The 23,570-nt window shown below is 51.9% G+C and carries 26 protein-coding genes and 1 tRNA gene; 6 read left to right on the top strand and 21 right to left on the bottom strand.

Features of this window, described 5'->3' with window-relative positions:
* Positions 1 to 48: 48 nt before the first annotated feature.
* Positions 49 to 1,377 (bottom strand): glycoside hydrolase family 28 protein, encoded by a 1,329-nt coding sequence (locus O9K67_RS04360; RefSeq protein ID WP_061493278.1) that lies wholly within the window; start codon positions 1,375 to 1,377, stop codon positions 49 to 51.
* Between the two features lie 170 nt (positions 1,378 to 1,547).
* The gene (locus tag O9K67_RS04355) at positions 1,548 to 2,309 is read right to left on the bottom strand and encodes a class I SAM-dependent methyltransferase (protein ID WP_061493277.1); all 762 of its coding nucleotides are present in this window, start codon (positions 2,307 to 2,309) and stop codon (positions 1,548 to 1,550) included.
* Positions 2,310 to 2,416: 107 nt separating this feature from the next.
* On the opposite strand from O9K67_RS04355, the gene O9K67_RS04350 reads away from it, so the two are divergent.
* Positions 2,417 to 3,211, top strand: coding sequence for a helix-turn-helix transcriptional regulator (locus tag O9K67_RS04350; protein WP_061493276.1), 795 nt, complete (start codon positions 2,417 to 2,419; stop codon positions 3,209 to 3,211).
* A gap of 33 nt (positions 3,212 to 3,244) precedes the next feature.
* Here O9K67_RS04350 and ymcF read toward each other — a convergent pair whose 3' ends face one another.
* From ymcF to O9K67_RS04270, 16 genes are all read right to left on the bottom strand, one after another.
* A complete protein-coding gene (ymcF, locus tag O9K67_RS04345) occupies positions 3,245 to 3,463 on the bottom strand; it encodes a cold shock small protein YmcF (protein WP_245191432.1) in 219 nt (72 codons plus the stop codon).
* The gene (gene cspE, locus O9K67_RS04340) at positions 3,444 to 3,659 is read right to left on the bottom strand and encodes a transcription antiterminator/RNA stability regulator CspE (protein WP_061493275.1); all 216 of its coding nucleotides are present in this window, start codon (positions 3,657 to 3,659) and stop codon (positions 3,444 to 3,446) included. The genes ymcF and cspE overlap by 20 nt, the downstream gene beginning before the upstream one ends.
* Before the next feature lie 287 nt (positions 3,660 to 3,946).
* Positions 3,947 to 4,219, bottom strand: a complete 273-nt coding sequence (locus O9K67_RS04335; RefSeq protein ID WP_061493274.1) for a GNAT family N-acetyltransferase — start codon at positions 4,217 to 4,219, stop codon at positions 3,947 to 3,949.
* Positions 4,220 to 4,231: 12 nt separating this feature from the next.
* Positions 4,232 to 4,462 carry a 4Fe-4S mono-cluster protein YjdI gene (gene yjdI, locus O9K67_RS04330; protein WP_061493273.1) on the bottom strand — a complete coding sequence of 77 codons (231 nt, stop codon included), beginning with the start codon at positions 4,460 to 4,462 and terminating at the stop codon, positions 4,232 to 4,234.
* Between the two features lie 76 nt (positions 4,463 to 4,538).
* On the bottom strand, positions 4,539 to 5,039 hold the full coding sequence (locus O9K67_RS04325) for an AAA family ATPase (protein WP_061493272.1): 501 nt from the start codon (positions 5,037 to 5,039) through the stop codon (positions 4,539 to 4,541).
* A 197-nt stretch (positions 5,040 to 5,236) separates the two neighbouring features.
* Positions 5,237 to 6,127: an oxidoreductase gene (locus tag O9K67_RS04320; RefSeq protein WP_061499759.1), complete on the bottom strand. Its 891-nt coding sequence runs from the start codon at positions 6,125 to 6,127 to the stop codon at positions 5,237 to 5,239.
* Between the two features lie 263 nt (positions 6,128 to 6,390).
* Positions 6,391 to 7,935: a methyl-accepting chemotaxis protein gene (locus tag O9K67_RS04315; protein ID WP_170933842.1), complete on the bottom strand. Its 1,545-nt coding sequence runs from the start codon at positions 7,933 to 7,935 to the stop codon at positions 6,391 to 6,393.
* 363 nt (positions 7,936 to 8,298) lie between these two features.
* Entirely contained in the window at positions 8,299 to 8,724 is a 426-nt protein-coding gene (gene arsC / locus O9K67_RS04310) for a glutaredoxin-dependent arsenate reductase (RefSeq protein ID WP_061493270.1), read from the bottom strand.
* A 12-nt stretch (positions 8,725 to 8,736) separates the two neighbouring features.
* Positions 8,737 to 10,026 (bottom strand): arsenic transporter, encoded by a 1,290-nt coding sequence (locus tag O9K67_RS04305; protein WP_061493269.1) that lies wholly within the window; start codon positions 10,024 to 10,026, stop codon positions 8,737 to 8,739.
* 46 nt (positions 10,027 to 10,072) lie between these two features.
* Positions 10,073 to 11,824, bottom strand: coding sequence for an arsenical pump-driving ATPase (gene arsA, locus O9K67_RS04300; RefSeq protein ID WP_061493268.1), 1,752 nt, complete (start codon positions 11,822 to 11,824; stop codon positions 10,073 to 10,075).
* Between the two features lie 17 nt (positions 11,825 to 11,841).
* Positions 11,842 to 12,204, bottom strand: a complete 363-nt coding sequence (gene arsD, locus O9K67_RS04295) for an arsenite efflux transporter metallochaperone ArsD (RefSeq protein WP_061493267.1) — start codon at positions 12,202 to 12,204, stop codon at positions 11,842 to 11,844.
* Positions 12,205 to 12,249: 45 nt separating this feature from the next.
* Positions 12,250 to 12,600 carry an As(III)-sensing metalloregulatory transcriptional repressor ArsR gene (gene arsR, locus O9K67_RS04290; protein ID WP_061493266.1) on the bottom strand — a complete coding sequence of 117 codons (351 nt, stop codon included), beginning with the start codon at positions 12,598 to 12,600 and terminating at the stop codon, positions 12,250 to 12,252.
* 357 nt (positions 12,601 to 12,957) lie between these two features.
* Positions 12,958 to 13,284: a DUF1493 family protein gene (locus tag O9K67_RS04285; protein ID WP_082794198.1), complete on the bottom strand. Its 327-nt coding sequence runs from the start codon at positions 13,282 to 13,284 to the stop codon at positions 12,958 to 12,960.
* A gap of 359 nt (positions 13,285 to 13,643) precedes the next feature.
* Entirely contained in the window at positions 13,644 to 14,174 is a 531-nt protein-coding gene (locus O9K67_RS04280) for a hypothetical protein (protein ID WP_061493264.1), read from the bottom strand.
* Between the two features lie 320 nt (positions 14,175 to 14,494).
* The gene (locus O9K67_RS04275) at positions 14,495 to 15,370 is read right to left on the bottom strand and encodes an AraC family transcriptional regulator (protein WP_061493263.1); all 876 of its coding nucleotides are present in this window, start codon (positions 15,368 to 15,370) and stop codon (positions 14,495 to 14,497) included.
* 359 nt (positions 15,371 to 15,729) lie between these two features.
* Positions 15,730 to 15,803, bottom strand: a tRNA-Gly gene (locus tag O9K67_RS04270).
* A 301-nt stretch (positions 15,804 to 16,104) separates the two neighbouring features.
* On the opposite strand from O9K67_RS04270, the gene O9K67_RS04265 reads away from it, so the two are divergent.
* On the top strand, positions 16,105 to 16,521 hold the full coding sequence (locus tag O9K67_RS04265; protein ID WP_061493262.1) for a hypothetical protein: 417 nt from the start codon (positions 16,105 to 16,107) through the stop codon (positions 16,519 to 16,521).
* Between the two features lie 54 nt (positions 16,522 to 16,575).
* Here O9K67_RS04265 and actS read toward each other — a convergent pair whose 3' ends face one another.
* Both actS and O9K67_RS04255 read right to left on the bottom strand, forming a co-directional pair.
* The gene (gene actS, locus O9K67_RS04260) at positions 16,576 to 17,319 is read right to left on the bottom strand and encodes an amidase activator ActS (protein ID WP_061493261.1); all 744 of its coding nucleotides are present in this window, start codon (positions 17,317 to 17,319) and stop codon (positions 16,576 to 16,578) included.
* A gap of 66 nt (positions 17,320 to 17,385) precedes the next feature.
* Positions 17,386 to 18,285 (bottom strand): LysR family transcriptional regulator, encoded by a 900-nt coding sequence (locus O9K67_RS04255; RefSeq protein WP_061493260.1) that lies wholly within the window; start codon positions 18,283 to 18,285, stop codon positions 17,386 to 17,388.
* 218 nt (positions 18,286 to 18,503) lie between these two features.
* Between O9K67_RS04255 and O9K67_RS04250 the strand changes: the two genes are divergently transcribed.
* The 4 genes from O9K67_RS04250 to idi all read left to right on the top strand — a co-directional run bounded on the left by O9K67_RS04250 (position 18,504) and on the right by idi (position 22,003).
* The gene (locus O9K67_RS04250; protein ID WP_061493259.1) at positions 18,504 to 19,997 is read left to right on the top strand and encodes a UbiD family decarboxylase; all 1,494 of its coding nucleotides are present in this window, start codon (positions 18,504 to 18,506) and stop codon (positions 19,995 to 19,997) included.
* A 10-nt stretch (positions 19,998 to 20,007) separates the two neighbouring features.
* Entirely contained in the window at positions 20,008 to 20,595 is a 588-nt protein-coding gene (locus tag O9K67_RS04245; protein WP_082794127.1) for a UbiX family flavin prenyltransferase, read from the top strand.
* Positions 20,596 to 20,611: 16 nt separating this feature from the next.
* On the top strand, positions 20,612 to 21,328 hold the full coding sequence (locus O9K67_RS04240) for a DUF554 domain-containing protein (protein ID WP_061493258.1): 717 nt from the start codon (positions 20,612 to 20,614) through the stop codon (positions 21,326 to 21,328).
* Positions 21,329 to 21,445: 117 nt separating this feature from the next.
* Positions 21,446 to 22,003 carry an isopentenyl-diphosphate Delta-isomerase gene (gene idi, locus O9K67_RS04235; protein WP_061493257.1) on the top strand — a complete coding sequence of 186 codons (558 nt, stop codon included), beginning with the start codon at positions 21,446 to 21,448 and terminating at the stop codon, positions 22,001 to 22,003.
* Between the two features lie 48 nt (positions 22,004 to 22,051).
* On the opposite strand, the gene lysS is transcribed toward idi, so the two are convergent.
* Entirely contained in the window at positions 22,052 to 23,569 is a 1,518-nt protein-coding gene (lysS, locus tag O9K67_RS04230) for a lysine--tRNA ligase (RefSeq protein WP_061493256.1), read from the bottom strand.
* Position 23,570: the final 1 nt, after the last annotated feature.

Genomic DNA, 23,570 nt, shown 5'->3' with positions numbered 1-23,570 from the left:
CAGAGCGTCCGGCCGTTTCGTCTACCGGGCGCGTAAACCACTGTGCTATCAGTTAAGTTTGAGCGTGACTTGCAGCCCCTGCTCTACCGCCGCGCCGTACTGTGTTTTAATCTGCACGTCTTGGCCCTGCCCGTTCACGTAGCGCGCCTGAATACCATATTTCGCTGCAATATCAATGTTTTTTAACGATACATTCTGCACGACCGACTCCGGCAATCCGCTAAAAATCATGGCATGGTTGGCATTGGTTGCGGTGAGCCCGGAGATATCCACCCCGGAAATTTTCGGCGTCGAGGGCGTAACGGCTGCGTTTTCAATCGCCGAAATCAAGGTGTTGCCCTGCGCACCCGACTGGCCACTATAGCTGTTGGTTATCAGAATCGGCGTCGCCACGTTGGTCATTGTCAAATGGTCGGCCACCAGCGGACCTATCGTGTTCCCCCGATCGCGGGCCGATTTGATGCGAATACCGTTTTCCGTATTGAGGAACGTGACATGGCTGACTGTCACCCGCCCGATGCCGTTGGCGGTTTCGCTGCCAACAGAGATGCCGTGTCCATCGCGCATGATGGAGTCGCGAATGGCGATATCCTGCGATGGCGCTGCCGTACCGGGCACCAGACCGGACTTGATGGCAATGTTGTCATCACCGGTGTGAATGTCCATTTTCGACACGGTAACATTGCGTGAAGAGACAATATCCAGACCGTCTGTATTCGGTGAAGTGGTTGGGTTGCTGATGCTGACCTGGTGAACAGCAATCTTGTCGCTATTGCGGATAACGATATTCCACATCGGGGAGTTAGTCAGGTGAAGCTGTTCGATCTTCCCGTTGGTGACCTGGTTAAACTCCACAAACCACGGGCGCGGAGCACCATTTGCCAACGGAACGCCAGGAAAGCGGTCGGTAAAAGCGTTGGTATTGCCGCTGCGCACCTGTGCACGGATCTGCAACGCCTCGGGCCACCAGCTCTTTTCGCCATCGCCATCAAGCGTTCCGCTGCCGGTGATGGCGACATTCTGCGCCTGGCTGGCAAAAATAAAGGCTTCGTTGGCGCGGGCCGGCTGACCAATAAATGCGGCTACAAACTTCCCTTCCGCATTACTGGCCTTTAATGTCGCCCCCTTGCCAACCTCCAGGGTGATATTGCTTTGTAGCTGTATGGGGCCGCTTAACCAGACGCCAGGCGATAACACCACCGTGCCGCCGCCGCGCTGGCTACACTGTTGGATCGCTTGCTGAATAGCGTGTGTATTAAGGTTTTTTGCATCTGCTTTGCCGCCAAAGTCTTCGGGTATGCAGTGGGAAGGCGCGGCCTGCGCCGTAAACGATGAAAATGCGCCACAGCACATCAGCGCCAGCAGTGATTTATTCATACGTCCTCTGTTCCTGCGTAAATTGTCAAAAGCCACCTATGTGAAATTGACTTTAGGGCAGAAAATGCACGAGAACTATTGTGCAAAAGCACTTATTTACCGCTGGTTTATTAAAAAGTGACGTGAGATTCCCCGGCAATCAGCACAGCCGGGGGGAGTGGCGGGCGCGATCAGGCTTGCGTCTGAAACATCAGCGTGTCGGACGTAAACGAGCCATCTTCGCGGATCCGGAAATGCTGTTTTACCTCTTCGGAGGTGTGGTTTTGCAGATAACGGATGGCGGCACGCAATACCTCCGGTGTTTTCATGCGCTCTACCCATGAGTTGTACTCCAGCGCCAGTCTGTCCGTCGCCATTTTTTGCACCGTCATGCCGCTTTGCTGAGTCATATGCAGCCACTCAGCCGGCGAGTAGTTACGCACATGCGAAGGATCGCGCAGCACTTCGATGGTTTGCAGCCAGATGTCCAGCACCGACTGACCGGGTGAGGCAATATCCATCAAGATAAATTTCCCACCCGGCTTGAGCACGCGTTTCACCTCGCGCAGAGCCTGCGCCACATCATGCCAGTGGTGGGCGGAGTAGCGGCTGATCACCACGTCAAAGCTGCTATCGGCAAAGGGCAATTTTTCTGCTGCCCCCTGGGAGGTGGTGATATTTGCAAGATGACGTTCGTGAGCGGCCTGGCGCACTACATCGAGCATCTTTTCCGACAAGTCATAGGCGGTGACCGCCCGGGCAATGCCTGCGGCAACAAAGCTCGCGTGGCCCGCACCACAACCCAAATCCAGTATGGCTGCACTGGTATCGTCTGCCAGCCACTGTGCCAGTCTGACTAAATCCGCCCCTTGGGCATGAACCTGACTCTGCAAATAGGCCTGCGCCTGATCGCCAAATTGCTGTTCCGTTAACTGATGATGATTAACCGCCATTCTTCTTTCCTTCTGTTAGCACGACAAAGCCTCTTTTTGGCGACTATAAGACGCTCTTTATAGTGGTACAATATGAGCACTTATACTGGTATTAATGAGTACCCCCCATGGAAAATACCCTCTTTGCCGGCCCTAAAGCCCTGGGCGCTTTTTTGCGCTCGCAGCGGGAAAACACCGCGCCTGCGGATATTGGCTTGCCTGCTCTTGGGCGACGTCGCACCCGTGGATTACGCCGGGAGGAAGTGGCGCAGCTCAGCGGTATCAGTACCACTTGGTACACCTGGATTGAACAGGGGCGTGACATCGTGGTGTCGCCGCAAACCCTGTCGAATATCGCCAACGTGCTGAAGATGAAACCCACCGAGCGCAGCTACTTGTTTCATCTGGCCATGCAAAACGATCCGCAGGAAGAACAGGTCGTCACGGTAGAAAAAGAGGTGTTGGCAACCGTCACTCAGATGACCTGCCCCTGTTATCTGCTGGATTTAATCTGGAATATGCTGGCATGGAATGCGCCTGCCGAAGCGCTGTTCAGCGGCTGGCTGGACGAAGATCCACAGCCGAATATGATGAGTTTTATGTTCCGCCACCCACTGTCCCGCCAGCTGGTTGCTGACTGGGAGAGCCGCGCAAGCCGCATTGTGGCGGAGCTGCGTGCAGACGCGATGCACTATCCGCATGATCGGGAGCTCAATAACTTTGTGCAGGGTCTCAGTCATGACAGTGAGTTATTCCGCGACTTCTGGTCGCGCCAGCAGGTGGTAGTGCGCGAAGGGGGCGAGCGCGTGTTTCATCATCCGCAGCAGGGAGAAGTGCACTATCGCCAGATGACCTGGCAATTGACCAGCAATCGCTCGATAAAAATGATTATGTTAATGGCAGGATCAGTCGTGCAGAAATAAAAAAATCAGGCCAGTAAACTGGCCTGATTTTTATTATTTGCGAAAATCCAGTGGTGCCTGAGAGGACTGAACCCACGCGGTGAAATTATTAAATGCAATCATTGTAGATTTGCAAAAAATACATTTCGCGCCAGCCGGGTTCTTTTCAGTTACATCAAAACTGGAAATCCGGTATTGCGACCCGCTACAGCACGGGCAGCGAAAATGAATACGGTTCGTAATTTCTAAATCCTTAGCGAACCACAACGACATTTGCAGCCGCCGGGCCTTTCGCACCATTTTCAATGGCGAATTCAACTTCTTGATTTTCTTCAAGAGTACGGTAGTTATCGCTCTGGATCGCAGAGAAGTGTACGAATACATCTTTGCTGCCATCTTTCGGCGTGATAAAACCGAAGCCTTTCTCAGCGTTGAACCATTTTACGATACCAGTCATTTTAGCAGACATTCTTGTTACCTTCTGTTTTTTTTAGCCTTTTCGGCAGTAATGGTCTGAAGCATTATTTTATTCAGAGTGTAAAGCGAAGACCCAAAAAGAAGTAGCAAGGAGGTACTTAGAGATGAGAAAGACTTTAGTGAACTGCTGGAGATAATGGTTATCAAACCGACGGTGCATTAACGCATGGCTGAAGAAGGGATGCAAGCATTAATTAAAAAATATTTTATTGTTGCCTGCCGCATTGATGGTGCCATCGTGTGAAAAGAAAACGCACCGGCTCATGCCGGTGCAGATGATTACGCGCGGATATCGTCATATTCGCGTGTATTATCAAACTCATGTTTGGCGAAAGGACACAGCGGAATAATTTTGCGGTGCTCTGCACGCATTTTTTCTACCACTTTCGCCACCAACTGTTTACCGACACCTTGCCCTTTCAGGCTTTCATCAACATCGGTATGTTCGATAATGCTTAGGTGCTCGCCGGTGGGAACAAAAACGATTTCCGCTACCTGATTGCCTGCGGCGTCGTTCACGTAAAACTTGTTATGACCTTCCAGAATGTCCATGCGTTGTCTCACTCAGTTATGGCGGTACTTCAAGGCACCGCTCGGGCAGGTATCAATGACGTTCACTACCGTTGCGACATCCACTTCATCGGGGATGATCCACGGCTTGCGCTTCAGGTTGAACAGCTTCGAACTGCCACGTACGCAATTACCGGCGTGCTGGCAAATGTGGGTATTGAAGTACACATCAATCTTCTCGCCGGTGTATACGCGGTAACCCGCATCCAGTAGTTCCTTATCCATGACATTGCCTCAATTATTATGTGTGTTGCACAAGTAAGCATAGCCCGGTCATCAGACTACAAGGTTGTACAGCCTTTCAGCAATATCGGCGAATCTGAAACCCTTCCGCCTCGGTGGGTTCCACAAAGTAGCGCGTGATCTGTTCGAACTGCTCGTCAGTGGCGGCAAAATCATGCTCACCTGTGGCATTGCGTGCGCGCAGTCGCGCTTTGCAAACGTCATCGCTGACTTGCAAGTAGTGCAACAAATGGTGGGCACCAGACTGATCAATTATCTCTTTAAGCCACTGTCGACTGGTCAGCGTATTGGCCGGAAAATCCAGCACCACATTGACGCCCGCCTGGAGTAAAGCAACGACATGCGGCCTGATGGCCAGTTTTAGCTTTGCAGAATAGTGGACATAATCCTGAACACTGTGCAAAACATCGCGAAAAAGAAGCGATAACCAACGATCTTCGCTCAACATCACGGTACCAGGCGCTGTCATCAGTTCAGCGGCAAGGGTTGATTTGCCAGAGGCAATCTTGCCGCACAGGATATGCAACATCGGGCGAGCAACGGAAACGGGAGCGGTCATACTGAGTCACCTCACAGGTTGTCACCAGTAAGGCTCCCGCCGTACTGGCGGGAAACAGAGATGAACGCTATCCCACCACACTATTTGTGGTGCGAATAATGCTCATTGCAAACATCAATACGGAATATCTTTTGTTCATGATTTCAACGTAACAGCAATGTCGCCGGGTTGCCAGTATTGCGTTATCTCGGCGGCGTTTAGCCCGGCCCGTCGCTGCCGGCAGCCAGCAGGGGCACAATCACATCACTGAATGGCGTGGGGATACCGTGTTTGTTGCCGTACCGCTGTACCACACCATTACGGATGTCCCATTCCAGAGGGCGACCCGCCAGGCGGTCTGCAAGAATCGAGGTGCCCAGATCGGCAGGCGCACGCTGAAAACCGGCCACAATCTCCTGCGGCACAGCATCCCCTAACGTAGCCCCTTCCGCACGGGCAACCGCGAGGCACTCCTGCAAATAGTCCATCGCCAGTGTGGTGATGTCGTTGCGCGAGAACATGCCGGCGCGACGCCCTGCTAACACCATTAGCCCGGCAGCCGCATTCTGCAACAGCTTGCGCCACGCAACAGAGATGAAATCGGGAGAAAGATCAACAGCGCAGCGAGTACCCTGCAATACGGTCTGCACACGTTTCGCGGCTGGCGTATCCGGCAAGGTAAGCCGGGGGGCTGCACGCAACCAGACGGAGGCGTCCGGCTCACGCTGCGCGGGAAACCACACGACAGATGGCAGCACTTCGGCCCCCGCTACGTACGGCGTAATTTGCGCTTTTTGCTCCACGCCGTTTTGCAGTGCGCACACCACGGTATTTTCATTGCACAGCACCTTCAGCCACGCCGCACTTGCCGCCAGTTGCGTGGTTTTGGTCGCCACAAAAACCAGATCAAACGGCTGGTGAATGTCGCCCGGTTCAGTCAGCACCGGACCGGGTACCACAATATGTTCGTTATCGACACGCAAGATCAGCTGCGGGTGCGCCGTACGCCCGCACACCGTGGGCGTACGCCCGACTTCATGCAACGCCGCCACAATCGTGGTTCCAATTGCGCCAGGACCAATAAGGGCGACGCTGGGGTTATCTGACACCATCTCACTCTCCTGATTATCACGTGCCGCCCCGATAGCGGCAGTCATCACACACACTATGATACGCACTGAAGTCGATCACAAATGTGTCAATAAAAGAAACAGTGCTGTTTTGTGCGAATCGTTCGGTAAGAGCAGCGAAGAGGCGTTTTCATCCGGCGATGGGGATAATAAGACAAACGGGATACGTAAGATGCTTCGTAGTGGGAGTGACATCCGCGAGCCTGGGTAATCACAGGCTCGCGTTAATGACTCGATGGGGATTACCTGCCGGTATTAAAGAAAGCGACGGTCTCCGTCAGACGCCGGGTTTGCTCTTCCAGCGCACTTGCCGCTGATACCGCCTGCTGCACCAGCGCGGTGTTTTGCTGCGTCACCGCATCAATTTGAACAATCGCTTCGTTAACATGGCTGATCCCTTTGCTCTGTTCGTCGGTGGCAACGGAGATTTCCGACATGATATCTGACACACGTTTCACCGCGACAATCATCTCATCGATGTTGTTACCGGCAAGTTTGATCTGCGATGAACCGTTATTGACCCGCTCAACGGACTCTTCCACCAGGCCTTTTATCTCCTGCGCCGCCTGAGAGCTGCGTAATGACAGACTGCGCACTTCACCGGCGACAACGGCGAACCCTCGTCCCTGTTCACCGGCTCTTGCCGCTTCAACCGCCGCATTCAGCGCCAGGATATTGGTCTGGAACGCGATACCGTTAACCACTTCAATAATGCTGGCAATTTTCCCGGCGCTTTCAGAAATGCCATTCATGGTGTCATTCATGCCTTGCATCACCACGCCGCCGCGCGAAGCAATATCCACCGCTTCACTCGCCAGTTTGCGCGCCTGCCCGGCGTTTTCCGCATTTTGTTTTACAGCTGCGGTGATCTCTTCCATGCTGGAGGAAGTTCTTTCCAGCGACATGGCTTGCTGTTCAGAATGCGAAGCAATCTCCTGGTTTCCGGCGACAATGTCATGGGTGCTGGTGTTGATGATTTCCGCACCATCGCGGATATCTTCAATTACCGCAGTCAGTTGCTCTCGCATCACCCCCATTTCGTGGATCAGGCTTGAACTGTCGCCCGCTTTTTTATTTACCGGATGAGAGAGATCCCCGGCGGCAATTCGCGCTGCCACATCTGCGGCATAACGTGGCTCGCCCCCCAGAGTCCGTAGTGTACCCCGGTTAATCAGGTAGACGAGGATCGAGAGCAGAATGCTGATCGCCGCAAACTCAATGAGATTCTGGTAGAGCGACACCAGAAAGGCTTCATCAATATCATCAACATACAGCCCGGTGGTAATGATCCAGCCCCAGGGTGCCCACGGAATGTTGTAAGCAATTTTCGGTTGCGCTTTCGTCTCACCCGGGCGGGGGAAAACGTAAGCGGTATAACCAGCATGATTACCCTGCGTTACTGACACCATATCCCGGAAAATATAAACCCCGTTGGCATCGGCAATATCCGGCCCTTTGCCAATCAGTTTGGCATTGATCGGGTGCATAATGACCTGCGCCTGATTATTCACGATCGTGAAATAACCGGTTTCACCATAGCGCAGATCCTTAATTAATTGAGTGGCGCGCTGTTGTGCTTCCGCTTGTGAAATCAATCCCTTATCAGCCATGTCAGCCTGCGTTTTCACGATGCTGAGGGCCAGTTGCGAAACATGCAGTAACTCGTTCTTCCGCAGTGTCAGTTGGTCGTCTTTGACCGTCAGGGAACCGTAGAGCAGTGTTCCAGCCAGGCACAATAGCGCTACGATGAGAGGGAGCCAAAGTTTTTGCGCAAGAGATAGTTTCATGGCAGGAGTACCTATTGTTGTTTTATATGGCGGGTACAGCATCGGTCGTAGGGTTTCAGACCGCGCCTTATCTCTTTATCGGAAAGAGATAACAGCAGGTTAATCGATAGAAGTGATATATATATTCTTCTTAACCGCTTTTGGGTTATTAAAAATTTAACCAATTAATAACTAACGCGTTATTTTTCGGCAGATTAATTAACCTTTTGAATATCTTTGTATAAAGTCGAGCGTGATCACAATAATGCGCAGGAAGGCGCGAGAAGCGGAAGACGACGAATTCCTGTGAGGAAGATATACAGGGAAACACCATGCATGATGCAGGATCATCGAGGAATCTGGGGGCGGTTGCCCCCGTCATCGTTATTTCAGGCGTTTACCTGCACCATCAACAACCTGCTCGCCATCTTCTTTTACAAAAGCGCCTTTTTGCGCATCCGGAAGAATATCCAGCACAACCTCAGACGGGCGGCACAGGCGTGTTCCGCGTGGAGTCACGACAATCGGACGGTTAATCAGGATGGGATGTTGCAACATAAAATCGATTAACTGATCGTCCGTGAATTTATCTTCGGCAAGATTCAGCTCTTCGTAGGGCTCAACGTTTTTACGCAGCAGAGCCCGTACTGAAATCCTCATATCTTCGATAAGTTTAACCAGCTCATCGCGCGACGGCGGAGTCTCCAGATAATGAATAATTGTCGGTTCAGTGCCGCTGTTGCGGATCATCTCCAGTGTATTACGCGACGTACCGCAGGCCGGGTTGTGGTAAATGGTGATGTTGCTCATATCAGTATCTCATTACAAAGTGAAAGAGAGACGTAGCGCCAGCGCGGCCAGCGTTACAAACAGCACAGGCAACGTCATGATAATCCCGGTACGGAAATAGTAGCCCCAGGTGATCGTCATCGTCTTCTGTGAAAGTACGTGCAGCCAGAGCAGCGTTGCCAGGCTACCAATCGGTGTAATCTTTGGCCCCAGGTCACAGCCAATGACGTTGGCATAAATCATTGCCTCTTTGACCACACCAGATGCCGAGCTGCCATCAATAGACAATGCGCCTACCAACACGGTGGGCATATTGTTCATGATGGAGGAGAGGAATGCGGTCAGGAACCCTGTTCCCAGCGTCGCTGCCCAGAGGCCTTTTTCCGCCAATATGTTCAGCACACCGGAGAGATATTCCGTTAGCCCGGCGTTGCGCAAGCCATAAACCACCAGATACATTCCGAGCGAGAAAATCACAATCTGCCAGGGCGCACCTCTTAATACCTTGCCGGTGTTAATGGCATGACCACGCTTTGCAACGGCAAACAAAATCACGGCCCCCACTGCCGCAATCGCGCTCACCGGAATACCGAGCGGTTCCAGCACAAAAAAGCCAATCAGCAGAAGGAGTAAGACTATCCAGCCGGTTTTGAACGTAGCCAGATCTTTAATGGCTTTTGTTGGTGTCTTAAGGAGAGTCAGATCGTAAGTCGGCGGGATATCTTTGCGAAAGAAGAGATGCAACATTACCAGCGTGGCAACAATGGCGGCGATATCAACTGGCACCATCACCGACGCATATTCAGTGAACCCCAGGTCAAAGAAGTCTGCTGAAACGATATTCACCAGGTTCGACACAATCAGCGGCAGGCTGGCCGTATCGGCAATAAACCCGGCGGCCATCACGAAGGCCAGCGTTGTGCCTTTGCTGAACCCTAATGCCAGCAGCATAGCAATCACGATCGGTGTAAGGATTAACGCTGCGCCATCGTTAGCAAACAATGCCGCTACCGCTGCGCCGAGCAGGACGATGTACGTGAACAACAGGCGCCCCCGCCCCTTCCCCCAACGGGAAACGTGCAGTGCGGCCCATTCAAAAAATCCCGATTCATCAAGCAGTAGGCTGATAATAATGACCGCAATAAACGTGGCGGTCGCATTCCAGACGATATTCCACACCACGGGAATATCCCCCACATGTACCACACCGGAAACCAGCGCCAGTATCGCACCCAGCGTCGCGCTCCAGCCAATCCCTAACCCCTTCGGCTGCCAGATAACCAGAACAATGGTCAGGACAAAAATAGCGCCTGCCAGTAACATACATCCTCCTGAAAGGGCGACGCTGCCGCCCTGTATATCCCCAAAATTAACCCACTAATTCCCTGAGTTTTTCGATGCCCGCAGGCTCACACGCCCGTACCGGAACAAGCGCTATACGTTTAGCGTGCTGCCGCCTGACGGCTTCAATCTGAGGGAGCTCCTGCCGGGCGCGCTGGCAAAGCAGGGGTGAGTGAGTCTCTGCAATGGAAAGGCTGTTGTTGATAATCCATCCCCAGGGATGAATCCCCGCCCTTTCAAGATCGGCCTGCAAATTTGCCGCCTCCAACACAGGGGTCGTTTCAGGAAGCGTGACCAGTAGCACTTTGGTGCGATCAGGGTCCTGAAGCTGCATCATCGGCGTGGTGAAATGGCCTTTATCGCCCATTTTTCTCGCAATCTCACGGTGATACGCACCGGTAGCATCAAGCAGTAATAGCGTATGCCCGGTAGGTGCCGTATCCATCACTACAAACCGCTTACCCGCCTCCCGGATCACCCTGGAAAATGCCTGGAACACGGCAATTTCTTCAGTACAAGGAGAGCGTAAATCCTCTTCCAGCAGCCGTTTCCCCGCGTCATCCAGATCCTTACCCTTCGTCTCAAGGACATGCTGGCGATAGCGTTCGGTTTCGTCGTGCGGGTTGATCCTGCTGACCTGCAGGTTACTCAGGCTACCGTTGAGTGTTGCGCTGAGATGCGCAGCAGGATCGGAGGTGGTGAGATGCACATCAAATCCCCTGTCCGCTAAACTGACGGCGATAGCCGCCGCCATCGTCGTTTTCCCCACGCCGCCTTTTCCCATCAGCATAATCAGACCGTGTGTAGTGCGCGCGATTTCATCCACCAGGCCGGAAAGCGACTCGTACTCAGGTTTGGGGAGAATGTGCGTTTCCGTAAACGATGCTGACTCAAAACGGGGTTCGAATAGCCGCTTCAACGCGGACACACCCACCATGTTCACCGGCTGAAGAAATAAGGTGTCTGTCGGCAGCGCAGATAAACCCGCCGGAAGGTTAGCCAGTGCCGCCTGCTCCCGTTGCCATATCGCAGCCGCTAAGGCGTCACTTTCTGTTTCGGTTTCAGGCAGCACACCGTTAATAACCAGGTATTGATTTTTAAGGCCAAGCGTTGCCAGCTCGTCATGTGTGCGGGCCACTTCCTGCAGCGTTGCTTTTTGCAGTCGTGCAACCAGCACAAGGCGGGTACGTTCGGGATCAGATAACGCCTCAACCGCATGTGCATATTGCTCACGTTGCTTTTCCAGCCCGGCCATCGAGCCGAGGCAGGAAGCCCCCTCCGGGTTACTGTCAATGAAGCTGCTCCAGGCTCCGGGAAGCTGGAGAAGGCGGATGGTGTGACCTGTCGGCGCAGTATCAAAAATAATGTGATCAAAACGGGTCAGCAGAGAAGCGTCTGTCAATAAACCAGTGAACTCATCAAATGCCGCAATCTCTGTCGTGCATGCTCCCGACAGTTGCTCGCTGATACTGTTAACAACGTCATCAGGCAGAAGACCCTTGATAGGATCCACGATTCTGGCCCGGTATTGCTGAGCCGCATCCTGTGGATCGATCTCCAGCGCGGAAAGTCCGGGAACGGCTGCCACAGGATGAATAGTGTTACCGATAGTCTGATCGAACACCTGACCAACATTGGAGGCAGGGTCGGTGCTGACCAGCAGAACCCGTTTGCCCTGCCCTGCCAGGCGGATGGCCGTTGCGCAGGAAATGGACGTTTTCCCCACGCCTCCCTTCCCGGTGAAAAACAGGTAAGGCGGGATACGCTGTAAAAATTTCATATGTCCTCCTGACATATTCAGCAGCAGGAAGAATCACCACCGCAGCAACGTGCGGGAGCCAACCCCACTTTCTCCAGTGGAATACCAAACCAGCGTGCCAGTTCAGCCCGTTTGGGGTATCGCCCTGCCATGACGGTTTCACCGTCAAGCAACAGCAACGGCAGACCTTCCGCTCCCGATGCTTCAAGGAATGCTTTTGCTTTCTCGTTCTGAACGAAGCTCATGGGCTGTTGCGCCAGGTTGTAACGTTCAACCTGTACACCACGCCCTTTTAGCCATTGCACATCCGCAGAGAAATCGACCAGAACCTGATCGACATCTGAACCGCATACGCCAGTACTGCAACACATCGCCGGATCAAACACCGTTAACGTTTTCATCGCCACTACCTCACATTCATAAAATCATATATGTTCAGGCAAATTTTAGATGCAAACAGCCTTGCCGCTACCCGAGCAGTTTGCCGATGCCAGCTTACGGGCGATGGCCTGTACGTCGTCCTGTTGGCTTAACCAGGCCTGCTCAATAACCTGAGCCGCCCACGAAGGAATATGCGGAGATAAGCGGTAATGCACCCATTTTCCCTGCTTGCGATCCAGCAACAACCCGCTTTCCCGGAGCATAGCCAGATGGCGGGATATCTTGGGCTGCGATTGATCCAGTGCGGTGCAAAGATCGCACACGCACAACTCACCCATCTCCCTGAGCAGGAGAACGATCCCCAGACGGGTTTCATCAGAGAGATATTTGAAAAGTTGCAGAGAAGTAAGTGACATTATGCCTCCTGATCATAGGGAGACAGAATACGCTGCAAATGAATAAAAGCAATCAACACATTTGAAAAATCATATATGTGTACAGCAATAAATGTTGAATCGCCACGGATAATCCAGGCACTTTTGGACCGTAAGTGAACGGCCCCCACACAGCTAAAGTGCTCCGGTGTGATGTGAGGTCGCACGGTATCCTTCGGCTTGCCCTTGAAGTGACCCGCCTCTTTGGTGATAGCAATCCCTTCGTTCTGATGATGCGGTATCAATAACCCTGGGTAACCCGATTATTGCTACAGCAATATCAGGTATCTATTTAATCCCCCCCCAGCGATATAACCAGCATGCTCTCTTTTCCCACCATCAATCATACAGCCAACGACCCGCTCTGGCGGATTCAATAATCATCTCAACGGTAAGCGGCTTGATTTTTATTTTTGGTTTCTTCTGCCAGAACGGGTACACATATTCAATATAGTTACGGGTATCCATATTGCTGTAATCAATATTGAAATGCGTGAACACATCCAAAAGCATGTCTTCTGCGTCTTCTGGTACAAGCCGGAAATCATCGTTCAGTGTCCACTCTTTGGTAATTTGCTTAAATCCAGGCCTGAACCAGTGTTCTCTAATAGAGTAGCGTTCCATTAGATAATCAATGACTTTCTTTTCGTCGTCGCGCTCGTCCATCAGATATACGCCCATTGAATGCGGTCTTGAGGTTTGGCAATAAGTTGTATTGTTTTCGAGTTTTGCTCATTACCTGTTGGATGGCCATTATAGCCATCGCGTACCCAAGGTAATAAATATATCTTCCCCAAAAGAGAGCGACCTTCTTTGTGAGCACCATTTTAAGGGAAGAATTCATGAGAGCGCCCCCAACCTGGCAATGCAGAACCAGAGCGGGTACGGGCAATAACAACTTGATGCCCGGACGGTGGTATTGTGGCGTGAGCACGTCACTAAGTTTGGTCGTATTTTTTACACGTGAAATGAATCCCGACTTTCGGCGAGCTTAGCCGTCTGTCGTAACATCGCCGCACTCATAATTAATCAGGTGTCACCGTGAAACGAAGCTCATATCCCCTACCTGTCGGCCAAACTTTTTTCTCTGAGGACACCTTCCATCCATCGACGGCATATTCACCGTATTTCCCGTCAGTTAGCGAACCCACAATCCTGGCAACTTTTCCAGGTGAAGTGGGAAACATCTTTTTCATTATCTCAAATGACCCGTTTATAAAATAGCTTTTGGCAATTTTGACTGCATCCGGGTCCTGGTTGTTCATATTAAGCATGAGCATCAATTTCTTCGTTTTGGTTTCATCACCGGACACATAGTAAGCGATATTGTTGTTCAACGTGTCGCCACTGTTCGGTGTTTCTATTTCAAAATAGGGTGTGCCACACGTATAATCTTCGCTACCTTCTGAGTAAGGTTTATAGGTTGACGGCGTTTTAATGAAAGGCATTTTTGAAAGAAAGTGGCAAGCATCAGAAGGAACAGGAGCAGGAGTGTTCGCAGCAAAACTTGAACTGGCGATAACGGATAATAATAAAAAAATACTCTTTTTGATCATGGGGAAAGTCCCTATTGTGCGAACCCATTGAGGTTTATCTTATTGCCCATGCACTCTGTCATACATAAAAGATTACAAACTCTTCAGCAGTAATGATGGGCGTAAGTAAATAGCTTATCGACAAGTTCAGTAAATACTTTAATAAACTTCAAGATGCATTAATGGCTTGGCGTCCATTTTTTCGCAAATGCGAGAGGAGCCACTTTCCTGGTGGTTAAACATCGCCCTTCAAGACATCAGCAAGCCATTAACCCGATTAGTGATATCACATTAAGCAGGGCAGCACACCCTCTGCCCCTACCCCCGAACAGCATCCTGAATCACTTCAACGGCAAATAGATATCCGTGAGTAATTCATGTTCCGCTACCTCATGCACAAAGTTATGGTAATGAAGGAAAAGCGGGAAATCGCGAAGTTCCTCTCCACTCTCAGGCAACCAGTCACGGTACAGCGTCTTTGCCAACCCGGTTAACGCCTCATGCGCTCCCTGATGGCGTAATACCGCACATCGACCCGCAGGAATAACACTATTTATCACCCCGAAGCGATTGTCTTCCGCAATCGGTGACGTTATTGTTCCGCAAATATGGAACTCAAATTCATCCGGCGCAGTTAAGGTTGGATCGTGTGGTGCAATACCGTATGTCTGGCTGCTGGCAACAGGTGAATAACCCGTGCTTTTTCGCCATTCAATAAAGCGAGCCGCAGTTTCGTTTATCAGCTCCGGTTTTCCAGAATGCGTCAGCATTGCGACTGATGTCGCGGGGAAATTCATGATTCTGACCTGGCTTTGCATTGTTTGTCTCCTGGCTTTGTAAGGTTCGGATATGCGCTTATGCCAATCCACCCAAGGGGGTTGCTGGCGAAATTGCGTCGGTGACAGACCGAACATTTGCCTGAAAGCACGGCTAAATGATTCAGAATGCTGAAAACCGGCGTCAAACGCGATATCAGTGATTTTCTCTAACGGATTAAAAGCCAGCCGATAAGATGCGCGCTTTAATCGCATCATCTGTATGTAACGACCAGGTGGCATCCCACAATAACTGCAAAACTGACGATGGAAGTGAAATGGCGAGAAGTGAGCCACTTCACTGAGTTTTTCCAGTAACAAGGCGTCATCGAGATGATTGTCAATATAATCAAAGACCTGTTTAAAACGTCTGGCGTAACTATCAGTTTTATTATCACTCATGGCTTCCTCCGTGCGGCTTAATATGCTCGAAGGCGATTCAATTTGCCTGACCGATCTTGCCCAAAACAGTCACAGGAAACAGTATCCAACGGGCTATATCACGAACCTTTAACCAGACGAGCGCAGGAAACGCTACAAATTGAATAAACAAGAATCAGAAGGCGTCCCTGGATGTTCGGGCCATCTATCACGGTGTTCTTAAGAATAGCCGCCTCATGAGAGGTATCTTCGCCACTCAATGCGGTTTTCTTTATCATCACCCCTGAAGAAGCCCCAAAAGCCAGCAACGGAGATAATGCTTCATGCGCTGTCACGTATGATTTAGAAAATATGAGGGAATTAAGACGTCAGGAGAATTCTGGAGCGGGCGAAGGGAATCGAACCCTCGTATAGAGCTTGGGAAGCTCTCGTTCTACCATTGAACTACGCCCGCGGTGAGGTGCGAGGGGCATTATAACCCGTTACGGCGACAGAGCAAGGTGAGTTTGCTGATAACCGCTGGAGTTTTAAGCAGTTAATCTTCACGGCTTAAACACCTCCCCATTTGTGCAACCCGCACATCGACGCCGCTGAGCCCGGCATTACGAAGACATCCTCTCTGCGCTACGCCTTTCCCGTAAGTCTTTGCGTTTCCCAGGCTAAATTGACAATAATTAGGACAACACCACCTCCCGCTTCGCTTTACGAGGAATAGCATATCCTGCGTAGTCACTACTTATTGGTTGGGGAAAAGGATGAACGTTAAGGCAATCTTTGTAGGCGTAGTTTTGGTGTCGGGTTCCATCAACAACGCACTGGCGGACAGTTGCCGGGAAAACATTTTTGGCGGGCAAGATTGCCGCTACGACAACGGTACAACCTCAAGCAGTCGGGCCAATATCTTCGGCGGACAGGATGTCCAATATAGCGACGGCAGAACGTCAACCAGCCGAGCCAATATTTTCGGCGGTCAGGATGTGAAAAACAGTGACGGCAGCAGTTCAACCAGCCGCGCGAACATTTTTGACGGCCAGGACACGCAATACAGTAATGGCGATAGCTCAACCAGCCGCGCCAATATTTTTGGTGGGCAGGACACCCACTACAGCAACGGTAAATCATCGACCAGCCGGGCAAATATCTTTAACGGCCAGGATACGCAGAATTATTAATTCGCGGCGCAATAACGCGCTAACAGGCCAGTCAGCGCCTGTTAGCGTGCTTTATTAGCATTTCGGTGGGCTACCTTGCGGAGGTAAATAACGCAGCGGATCGATAGCCGTCGCGCGATAACGCAACTGGAAGTGCAGCTTGACTGAATCCGTATCGCTGCTGCCCATGGTGGCAATCTTCTGCCCCGCTTTCACACTCTGCCCGTTATTCACCAGCAATGTGTCGTTATGGGCATAAGCGGTGATGTAATCTTCACTGTGCTTAATCATGATTAAATTGCCGTAACCACGCAGTTGGTTGCCGACATACACCACTTTCCCGGCCCCGGCGGCATAAATCGGTTGCCCGCGCGAACCGGCAATATCGATCCCTTTATTCCCACCTTCTGCGGTGGAATAGGTCATGACCACTTTCCCGGTCGTCGGCCAGCGCCAGCAACGGTCACCTACTGGCGGCCAGGAAGATTGCGGCACAGCAGAAGAGGGGACGACTTTCGCCGTTTTGCCGCTGCCTTTACCCGAGGAAGAGGCCGTTTTCGCACTGCCTTTCACTTTTAACTGCTGCCCGACTTCAATGGTATAGGGCGGTGAAAGGCCGTTCATGCCAGCCAGATCTTTAATACTGGTGCCGGTTATCCGGGAAATACGGTACAGGGTATCGCCCCGCTTCACCGTATAAACGCCGCCGGAATAACTGCCAACAGAAGATTTGTTCCCGGCGCAGCCTGCCATCAGCAATATAATTGCCAGGCACATCACCCTGCGCAACGGGTTTATCATCAGGCGTCCTGCACGCAAAACAGTTCCTCAAATAAAATAAAAGGCGACCTATGATAAGCAGCCACCGATGGGATGCCAACCCTTTCACGCCGGATGACGCGGAATCGGGTATCCCTGGGCAATAATTTCCATAATTTCCGGCAAATAGGGCATGGCTGGCATCTTCACCAGGGCCGGATAAAAGACCTGCGGCGACGGGAAAACCTCCACCACGTGACATTGCGACAGCTTGCTGGCGTCGACTTCTGAAGAAGGCAACAGCGTCGCCGCCGCAAGTCCGGATTCCAGCCACTCAAGAATCACACCTGGCTGGGTAATATGCATAATCACCTTCGGATTGCCGCCCGCTTTACGAAATAAATCGATCAGCATTTCATAGGTTCCGGCATCTTTCGCCCGGTGTAACAGCACCAGCGGAAACGCCGCCAACGCCTGATAATCAAACGGGCTGACGGGGGCTTGTGGCAAACACTGCTTACTGATCACCGCCACTAACCGGACGGGATCGAACGAGACATAATCAAAACCTTCGCTGCGATAGGGTCGCTGAATCATCGCCAGATCGATAGTGCCTTCATTCAACATGGTTTCTAAATGGCTGGAATCGGTGACCGAGATATTAATTTCCGCGTCGGGATGGCGTTTATAAAGCTCCAACAACAATGGCTTAAAATAGGATTGAAAAAGATGTGTTAAGCCAAGTTTTAACTGGAATTTCTCTTTATTGGCAATCGCCACCGTTTCGCGTGCAGTATCTTCCACCTGACGTAATATTTCACAGGCTTTACGATAAAGAAAATAACCGGCTTCGGTAGGTTCAATACGATTTCCCTGACGGGTAAACAACGAAACTTGCAGTTCTTCTTCCAGCTCCTGGATCCGTTTACTGAGCGGAGGCTGTGCCATATTCAGCACTTTCGCCGCCTGGCTTACTGAGCCCTGCTCCACCACGCGACAAAAATAACGCAATCTTTTCAAATCCATACAACATCTCTCCGCCATACCCGAATGCTCAGTATCCCACTTAGTGTGACAAAGGAAAAGTCCGCGGCTTTAATCAATTCACCAACGTTAAATTAACAATTATATAAAGAGTACTTTTTTGATCTGGTCTGAATCAGGAAAACGGTATTTGTTTAATCGGCAACATAAAAATAAGGTGAGCACAGCAAGTAAATCCCTATCAAAAAATGGAAAAGACCATGTCAACCAGAAAAAATAATAATGCCAGCGGCGTTTCCGATTTACGCTCTGCTCTTGAATTATTAAAGACATTTCCCGGCGAATATGTCGAAACCGACACCGAAGTTGACCCGCACGCAGAGCTCTCCGGCGTTTACCGCTACGTAGGCGCGGGCGGTACTTGCCAGCGTCCGACATGTAAGAACGGCCCGGTGATGGTGTTTAACAGAGTGAAAGGTTTTCAGGACATCAGTGTGGCAATTGGCCTGAATGGTTCACGCAAACGTGTCAGCCATTTCCTTAACTGCGAACCGGAAAAACTCGGCCATCTGCTAAAAGATTCCGTACAGAACCCGATCCCTCCGGTCGTCACCCAAGACCACGCCGTTTGCCAGCAAGTGGTGCACCTTGCCAGCGACGCGAATTTCGATCTGCGCAAGTTGTTGCCAGCACCGACCAACACCGAAGAAGATGCTGGTCCGTACATCACCATGGGTCTGTGTTACGCCTCCGATCCGGAAACCCATGAATCCGATATCACCATTCATCGTCTGTGTGTTCAGAGCCGCGATGAATTGTCGATGTGGCTCACACCGGGCCGCCATATTGACGCATTTCGCATGAAAGCCGAAGCGGCAGGTAAACCGCTGCCGATCTCCATCAGCATTGGCGTCGATCCGGCAATCGAAATTGCCGCCTGCTTTGAACCCCCTACCACACCGCTGGGCTACGACGAGCTGAGCGTTGCCGGTGCGCTGCGCGGTCACGCAGTCGAAATGGTGCAATGTAAAACCATCAACGAACGCGCGATTGCGCATGCGGAGATCGTTATCGAAGGCGAGCTGCTGCCTAACGTGCGTCTGCGTGAAGATCAGAACACCGATACCGGTAAAGCGATGCCTGAATTCCCGGGTTATACCGGCGAAGCGAAAGAAGCGCTACCGGTCATCAAAGTGAAAGCAGTAACCCATCGCTACAACCCTATCTGGCGCACGACCGTGGGTCCAGGTGAAGAACATGTCAACATGGCGGGTATCCCGACCGAAGCCAGCATTCTGGATATGGTTGGCCGTGCAATGCCGGGCAAACTGCTTAACGTGTTTGCGCACTCAGCAGGCGGCGGCAAGCTGCTGGCGGTGATGCAATTCAAAAAATTCTCCCCTGCGGATGAAGGCCGTCAGCGTCAAGCCGCGCTGCTGGCATTCTCTGCGTTCCCGGAGCTGAAACACGTGATTCTGGTCGACGAAGACGTGGATATTTTTGACAGCGACGATGTGCTGTGGGCCATGCAGACGCGTTATCAGGGTGATGTGGATACCGTGACGATCCCAGGTGTGCGTTGCCATCCGCTTGATCCGTCGCAGATCCCGGCTTACAGCCCAAGCATTCTGCAGCAGGGGATGTCCTGCAAAACCATTTTTGACTGCACAGTGCCGTTCCATCTGAAAAGCCACTTTGAACGTTCGAAGTTCAAAGAGGTGGATGTAAAACGTTTCCTGCCAGATTTCAAGTAAGGGGAAAGGTGTGACCACACTGCAACGCATCATTGTCGGTATTAGCGGCGCTTCCGGTTTTCAGTATGGCGTGAAAGCACTTGAGCTTCTACGCGCGCAGGATCTTGAAGTCCATTTAGTTATCTCGAAAGGGGCGGAAAAAACCTGCGAGCTGGAGACGGATTACCAGCTTGACGACGTGAGGGCGATGGCGGATGTGGTCCACCCTATCGGCAATCTCGGCGCAGCTATCTCCAGCGGATCGTTTAAGACCATGGGCATGCTTGTCGCGCCCTGTTCCATGCGTTCGCTGAGTTCCATTGCAAACTGCCTGACGGATAACTTGCTAACCCGCGCCGCCGATGTGGTGCTGAAAGAGCGCCGTCGTTTGGTGCTGCTGGCGCGCGAAACGCCATTGAATCTCGGGCACATTCGCAATATGCAGGCCATTACAGAAATGGGCGGGATTATTTTCCCGCCGGTTCCGGCGCTCTATCAGCGCCCGCAAACCACAGATGAGATCATTACCCACAGCGTCAGTCGCGCACTGGATCTGTTTGGTATTGATGTAAAAAACCTCCCGCGCTGGGGTGAGGGACACCTCACCTATAACGCGTAATCTTTCAGGAAACATTATGTTAATCGGTCCTTATGTGAACGGCGCCGCAGTGATTGTCGGCGGTCTGCTGGGTTCAGTGGTTGGCACCCGCATCCCCGATCGGGTCAAAGTGGCATTGCCGCTGACGTTTGGTTTGTGCTCGGTTGGGCTTGGCATCAACCTGGTGATTAAAGTGAAATTTATGCCGGCAGTAGTGCTGGCAATGGTGCTGGGGGCGGTGATTGGCGAAGCCTTCTTCTTTGAAAAACAGATTGGCAGAGCGGCAGGCACTACCCGTGGCTTGATTAACCGGATTTTCCCACCAGTACAGGGGTTAACCCACGATGAATTTACGGAAAAATTCGTCGCGATTCTGGTGCTGTTTTGCGCCAGCGGAACGGGGATTTTCGGCGCCATGCATGAAGGGATGACCGGCGATCCGTCCATTTTGTATATCAAAACAGTGCTGGATCTGTTCACCGCCGCCATTTTCGCCACCATGCTGGGCTTTTCGGTGATGACCATCGGTCTGCCACTGATTGCCGTACAGGTCGCGCTGGCAACGCTGGCGGTTTACATCGTGCATATAATAACGCCAGATATGATGGGCGATTTCTCCTGTGCTGGCGGCCTGATTATGGTGGCAACCGGGCTGCGCATTTGTAATATCAAACCCTTCCCGGTGGCGAATATGCTACCCGGTCTGGTACTGGTGATGCCCTTTTCCGCTCTCTGGGCAAAGCTGTTTGCCTGATAGTCAGGTATAATTGGGTTCGCACGGTGGCGCTGCGCTTATCGGATCTGTGGGATCGCCCTCCCGTGGTCCGCAGTAAGCGCAGCGCCATCCGGCGTTCTCAGTACTGGAGTCGTTATGGGTCTACAAGAACACGTCATTTTGGTTAATCACCAGGGAGAGGTGACTGGCACTCAGGAGAAATACGCCGCACATACTTCCCACACCCCATTACATCTGGCTTTTTCATGTTGGATTTTCAATCGGCAGGGCCAGCTTCTGATCACGCGCCGCTCACTGAGCAAAAAAGCCTGGCCCGGTGTCTGGACCAACTCAGTGTGTGGTCATCCGCAACTGGGTGAATCCGATGAAGAGGCGATACACCGCCGCTGCCGTTTCGAAATCGGCACACGCGTCGACAACATTACGCCCATCCATCCTGGTTTTCGTTACCGTGAAACCGATCCATCCGGCATCGTCGAAAATGAAGTGTGCCCGGTTTATGCCGCGCGGATTGACGGTAAAGTCGTCCCCAACCCCGATGAAGTCATGGCGTATCAATGGGTTGACCTCGATGCCCTATTACAGGGGCTGGACGTAACGCCATGGGCCTTCAGTCCATGGATGGTCAGCGAAGCGTCGCCCGGTGAAGGACGGGATAATCTCCGCCGGTTTGCCGCCAGATTGCAGCAATAAAAAAGCCCCGACGCGATTAACGCCGGGGCTTTTGTTATCGCTGAGCGATTATTTTACCGGACGCATTGCCGGGAACAGGATCACGTCACGGATGGTGTGGCTGTTGGTAAAGAGCATAACCATGCGGTCGATACCAATCCCCAGACCTGCCGTCGGCGGTAAACCATGTTCCAGCGCAGTCACGTAATCTTCGTCATAGAACATCGCTTCGTCGTCGCCTGCATCTTTCGCCGCAACCTGATCAGCAAAGCGCTGTGCCTGGTCTTCTGCGTCATTCAGCTCGCTAAAGCCGTTACCGATTTCACGTCCACCGATAAAGAATTCAAAACGGTCGGTGATTTCCGGGTTCACGTCGTTACGGCGTGCCAGCGGGGAAACTTCCGCCGGGTACTCGGTAATGAAGGTTGGCTGAATCAGGTGCGCTTCGGCCACTTCTTCAAAGATTTCGGTCACGATGCGGCCCAGGCCCCAGCTCTTCTCAACCTTGATACCAATGCTGTCAGCAATGGCTTTCGCGCTGCCGAAGTTATCCAGATCCGCCATATTGGTTTCCGGACGGTACTTTTTGATCGCTTCGCGCATGGTCAGTTTTTCGAACGGCTTGCCAAAATCGAAAATTTCGTCACCGTACGGCACTTCAGTCTTACCAAGGATGTTCTGCGCCAGGGTGCGGAACAGCGACTCGGTCAGCTCGATAAGATCTTTATAATCCGCGTACGCCATATAGAGTTCCATCATGGTGAACTCAGGGTTATGGCGCACGGAGATACCTTCGTTACGGAAGTTACGGTTGATTTCGAACACGCGCTCAAAACCGCCGACTACCAGACGTTTGAGGTAAAGCTCTGGCGCGATACGCAGGTACATGTCCAGATCCAGCGCATTATGATGCGTGATAAACGGACGTGCAGACGCACCGCCAGGGATCACCTGCATCATTGGGGTTTCCACTTCCATAAAGTCGCGGCCAACCATGAACTGACGAATTCCGGCCAGGATCTGCGAACGAACCTTGAAGGTGTTACGGGATTCATCGTTCGCAATCAGATCGAGGTAGCGCTGACGGTAACGCGCTTCCTGATCCTGCAAACCGTGGAATTTATCCGGCAGCGGGCGCAGCGCTTTGGTCAGCAGACGCAGCTCAGTGCAGTGAATAGAGAGTTCGCCAGTCTTGGTTTTGAACAGCTTGCCGCGGGCGCCGAGGATGTCACCGAGGTCCCATTTTTTGAACTGCTCGTTATACACGCCTTCCGCCAGATCGTCGCGCGCAACGTAGAGCTGGATACGGCCCCCAACATCCTGCAGCGTCACGAAAGAGGCTTTACCCATAATACGACGGGTCATCATACGACCGGCAACCGCCACTTCAATGCCGAGTTCTTCCAGCTCTTCGTTCTCTTTGGCATCGAATTCAGCGTGCAGCTTGTCAGAGGTCTGGTCGCGACGGAAATCATTCGGGAACGGCACACCCTGCTCACGCAGCTGCGCCAGCTTCTCACGGCGATTTTTCAGTTCATTATTAAGTTCAACTGCCGCGTCAGCGCCCTGTGCTTGTTGTTCAGACATG

The organism is Kosakonia oryzendophytica (assembly GCF_027886705.1).
Taxonomy (GTDB): domain Bacteria; phylum Pseudomonadota; class Gammaproteobacteria; order Enterobacterales; family Enterobacteriaceae; genus Kosakonia; species Kosakonia oryzendophytica.
The sequence above is the reverse complement of the archived record's forward strand: the minus strand, read 5'-3'. Positions and strand labels throughout refer to the sequence as shown.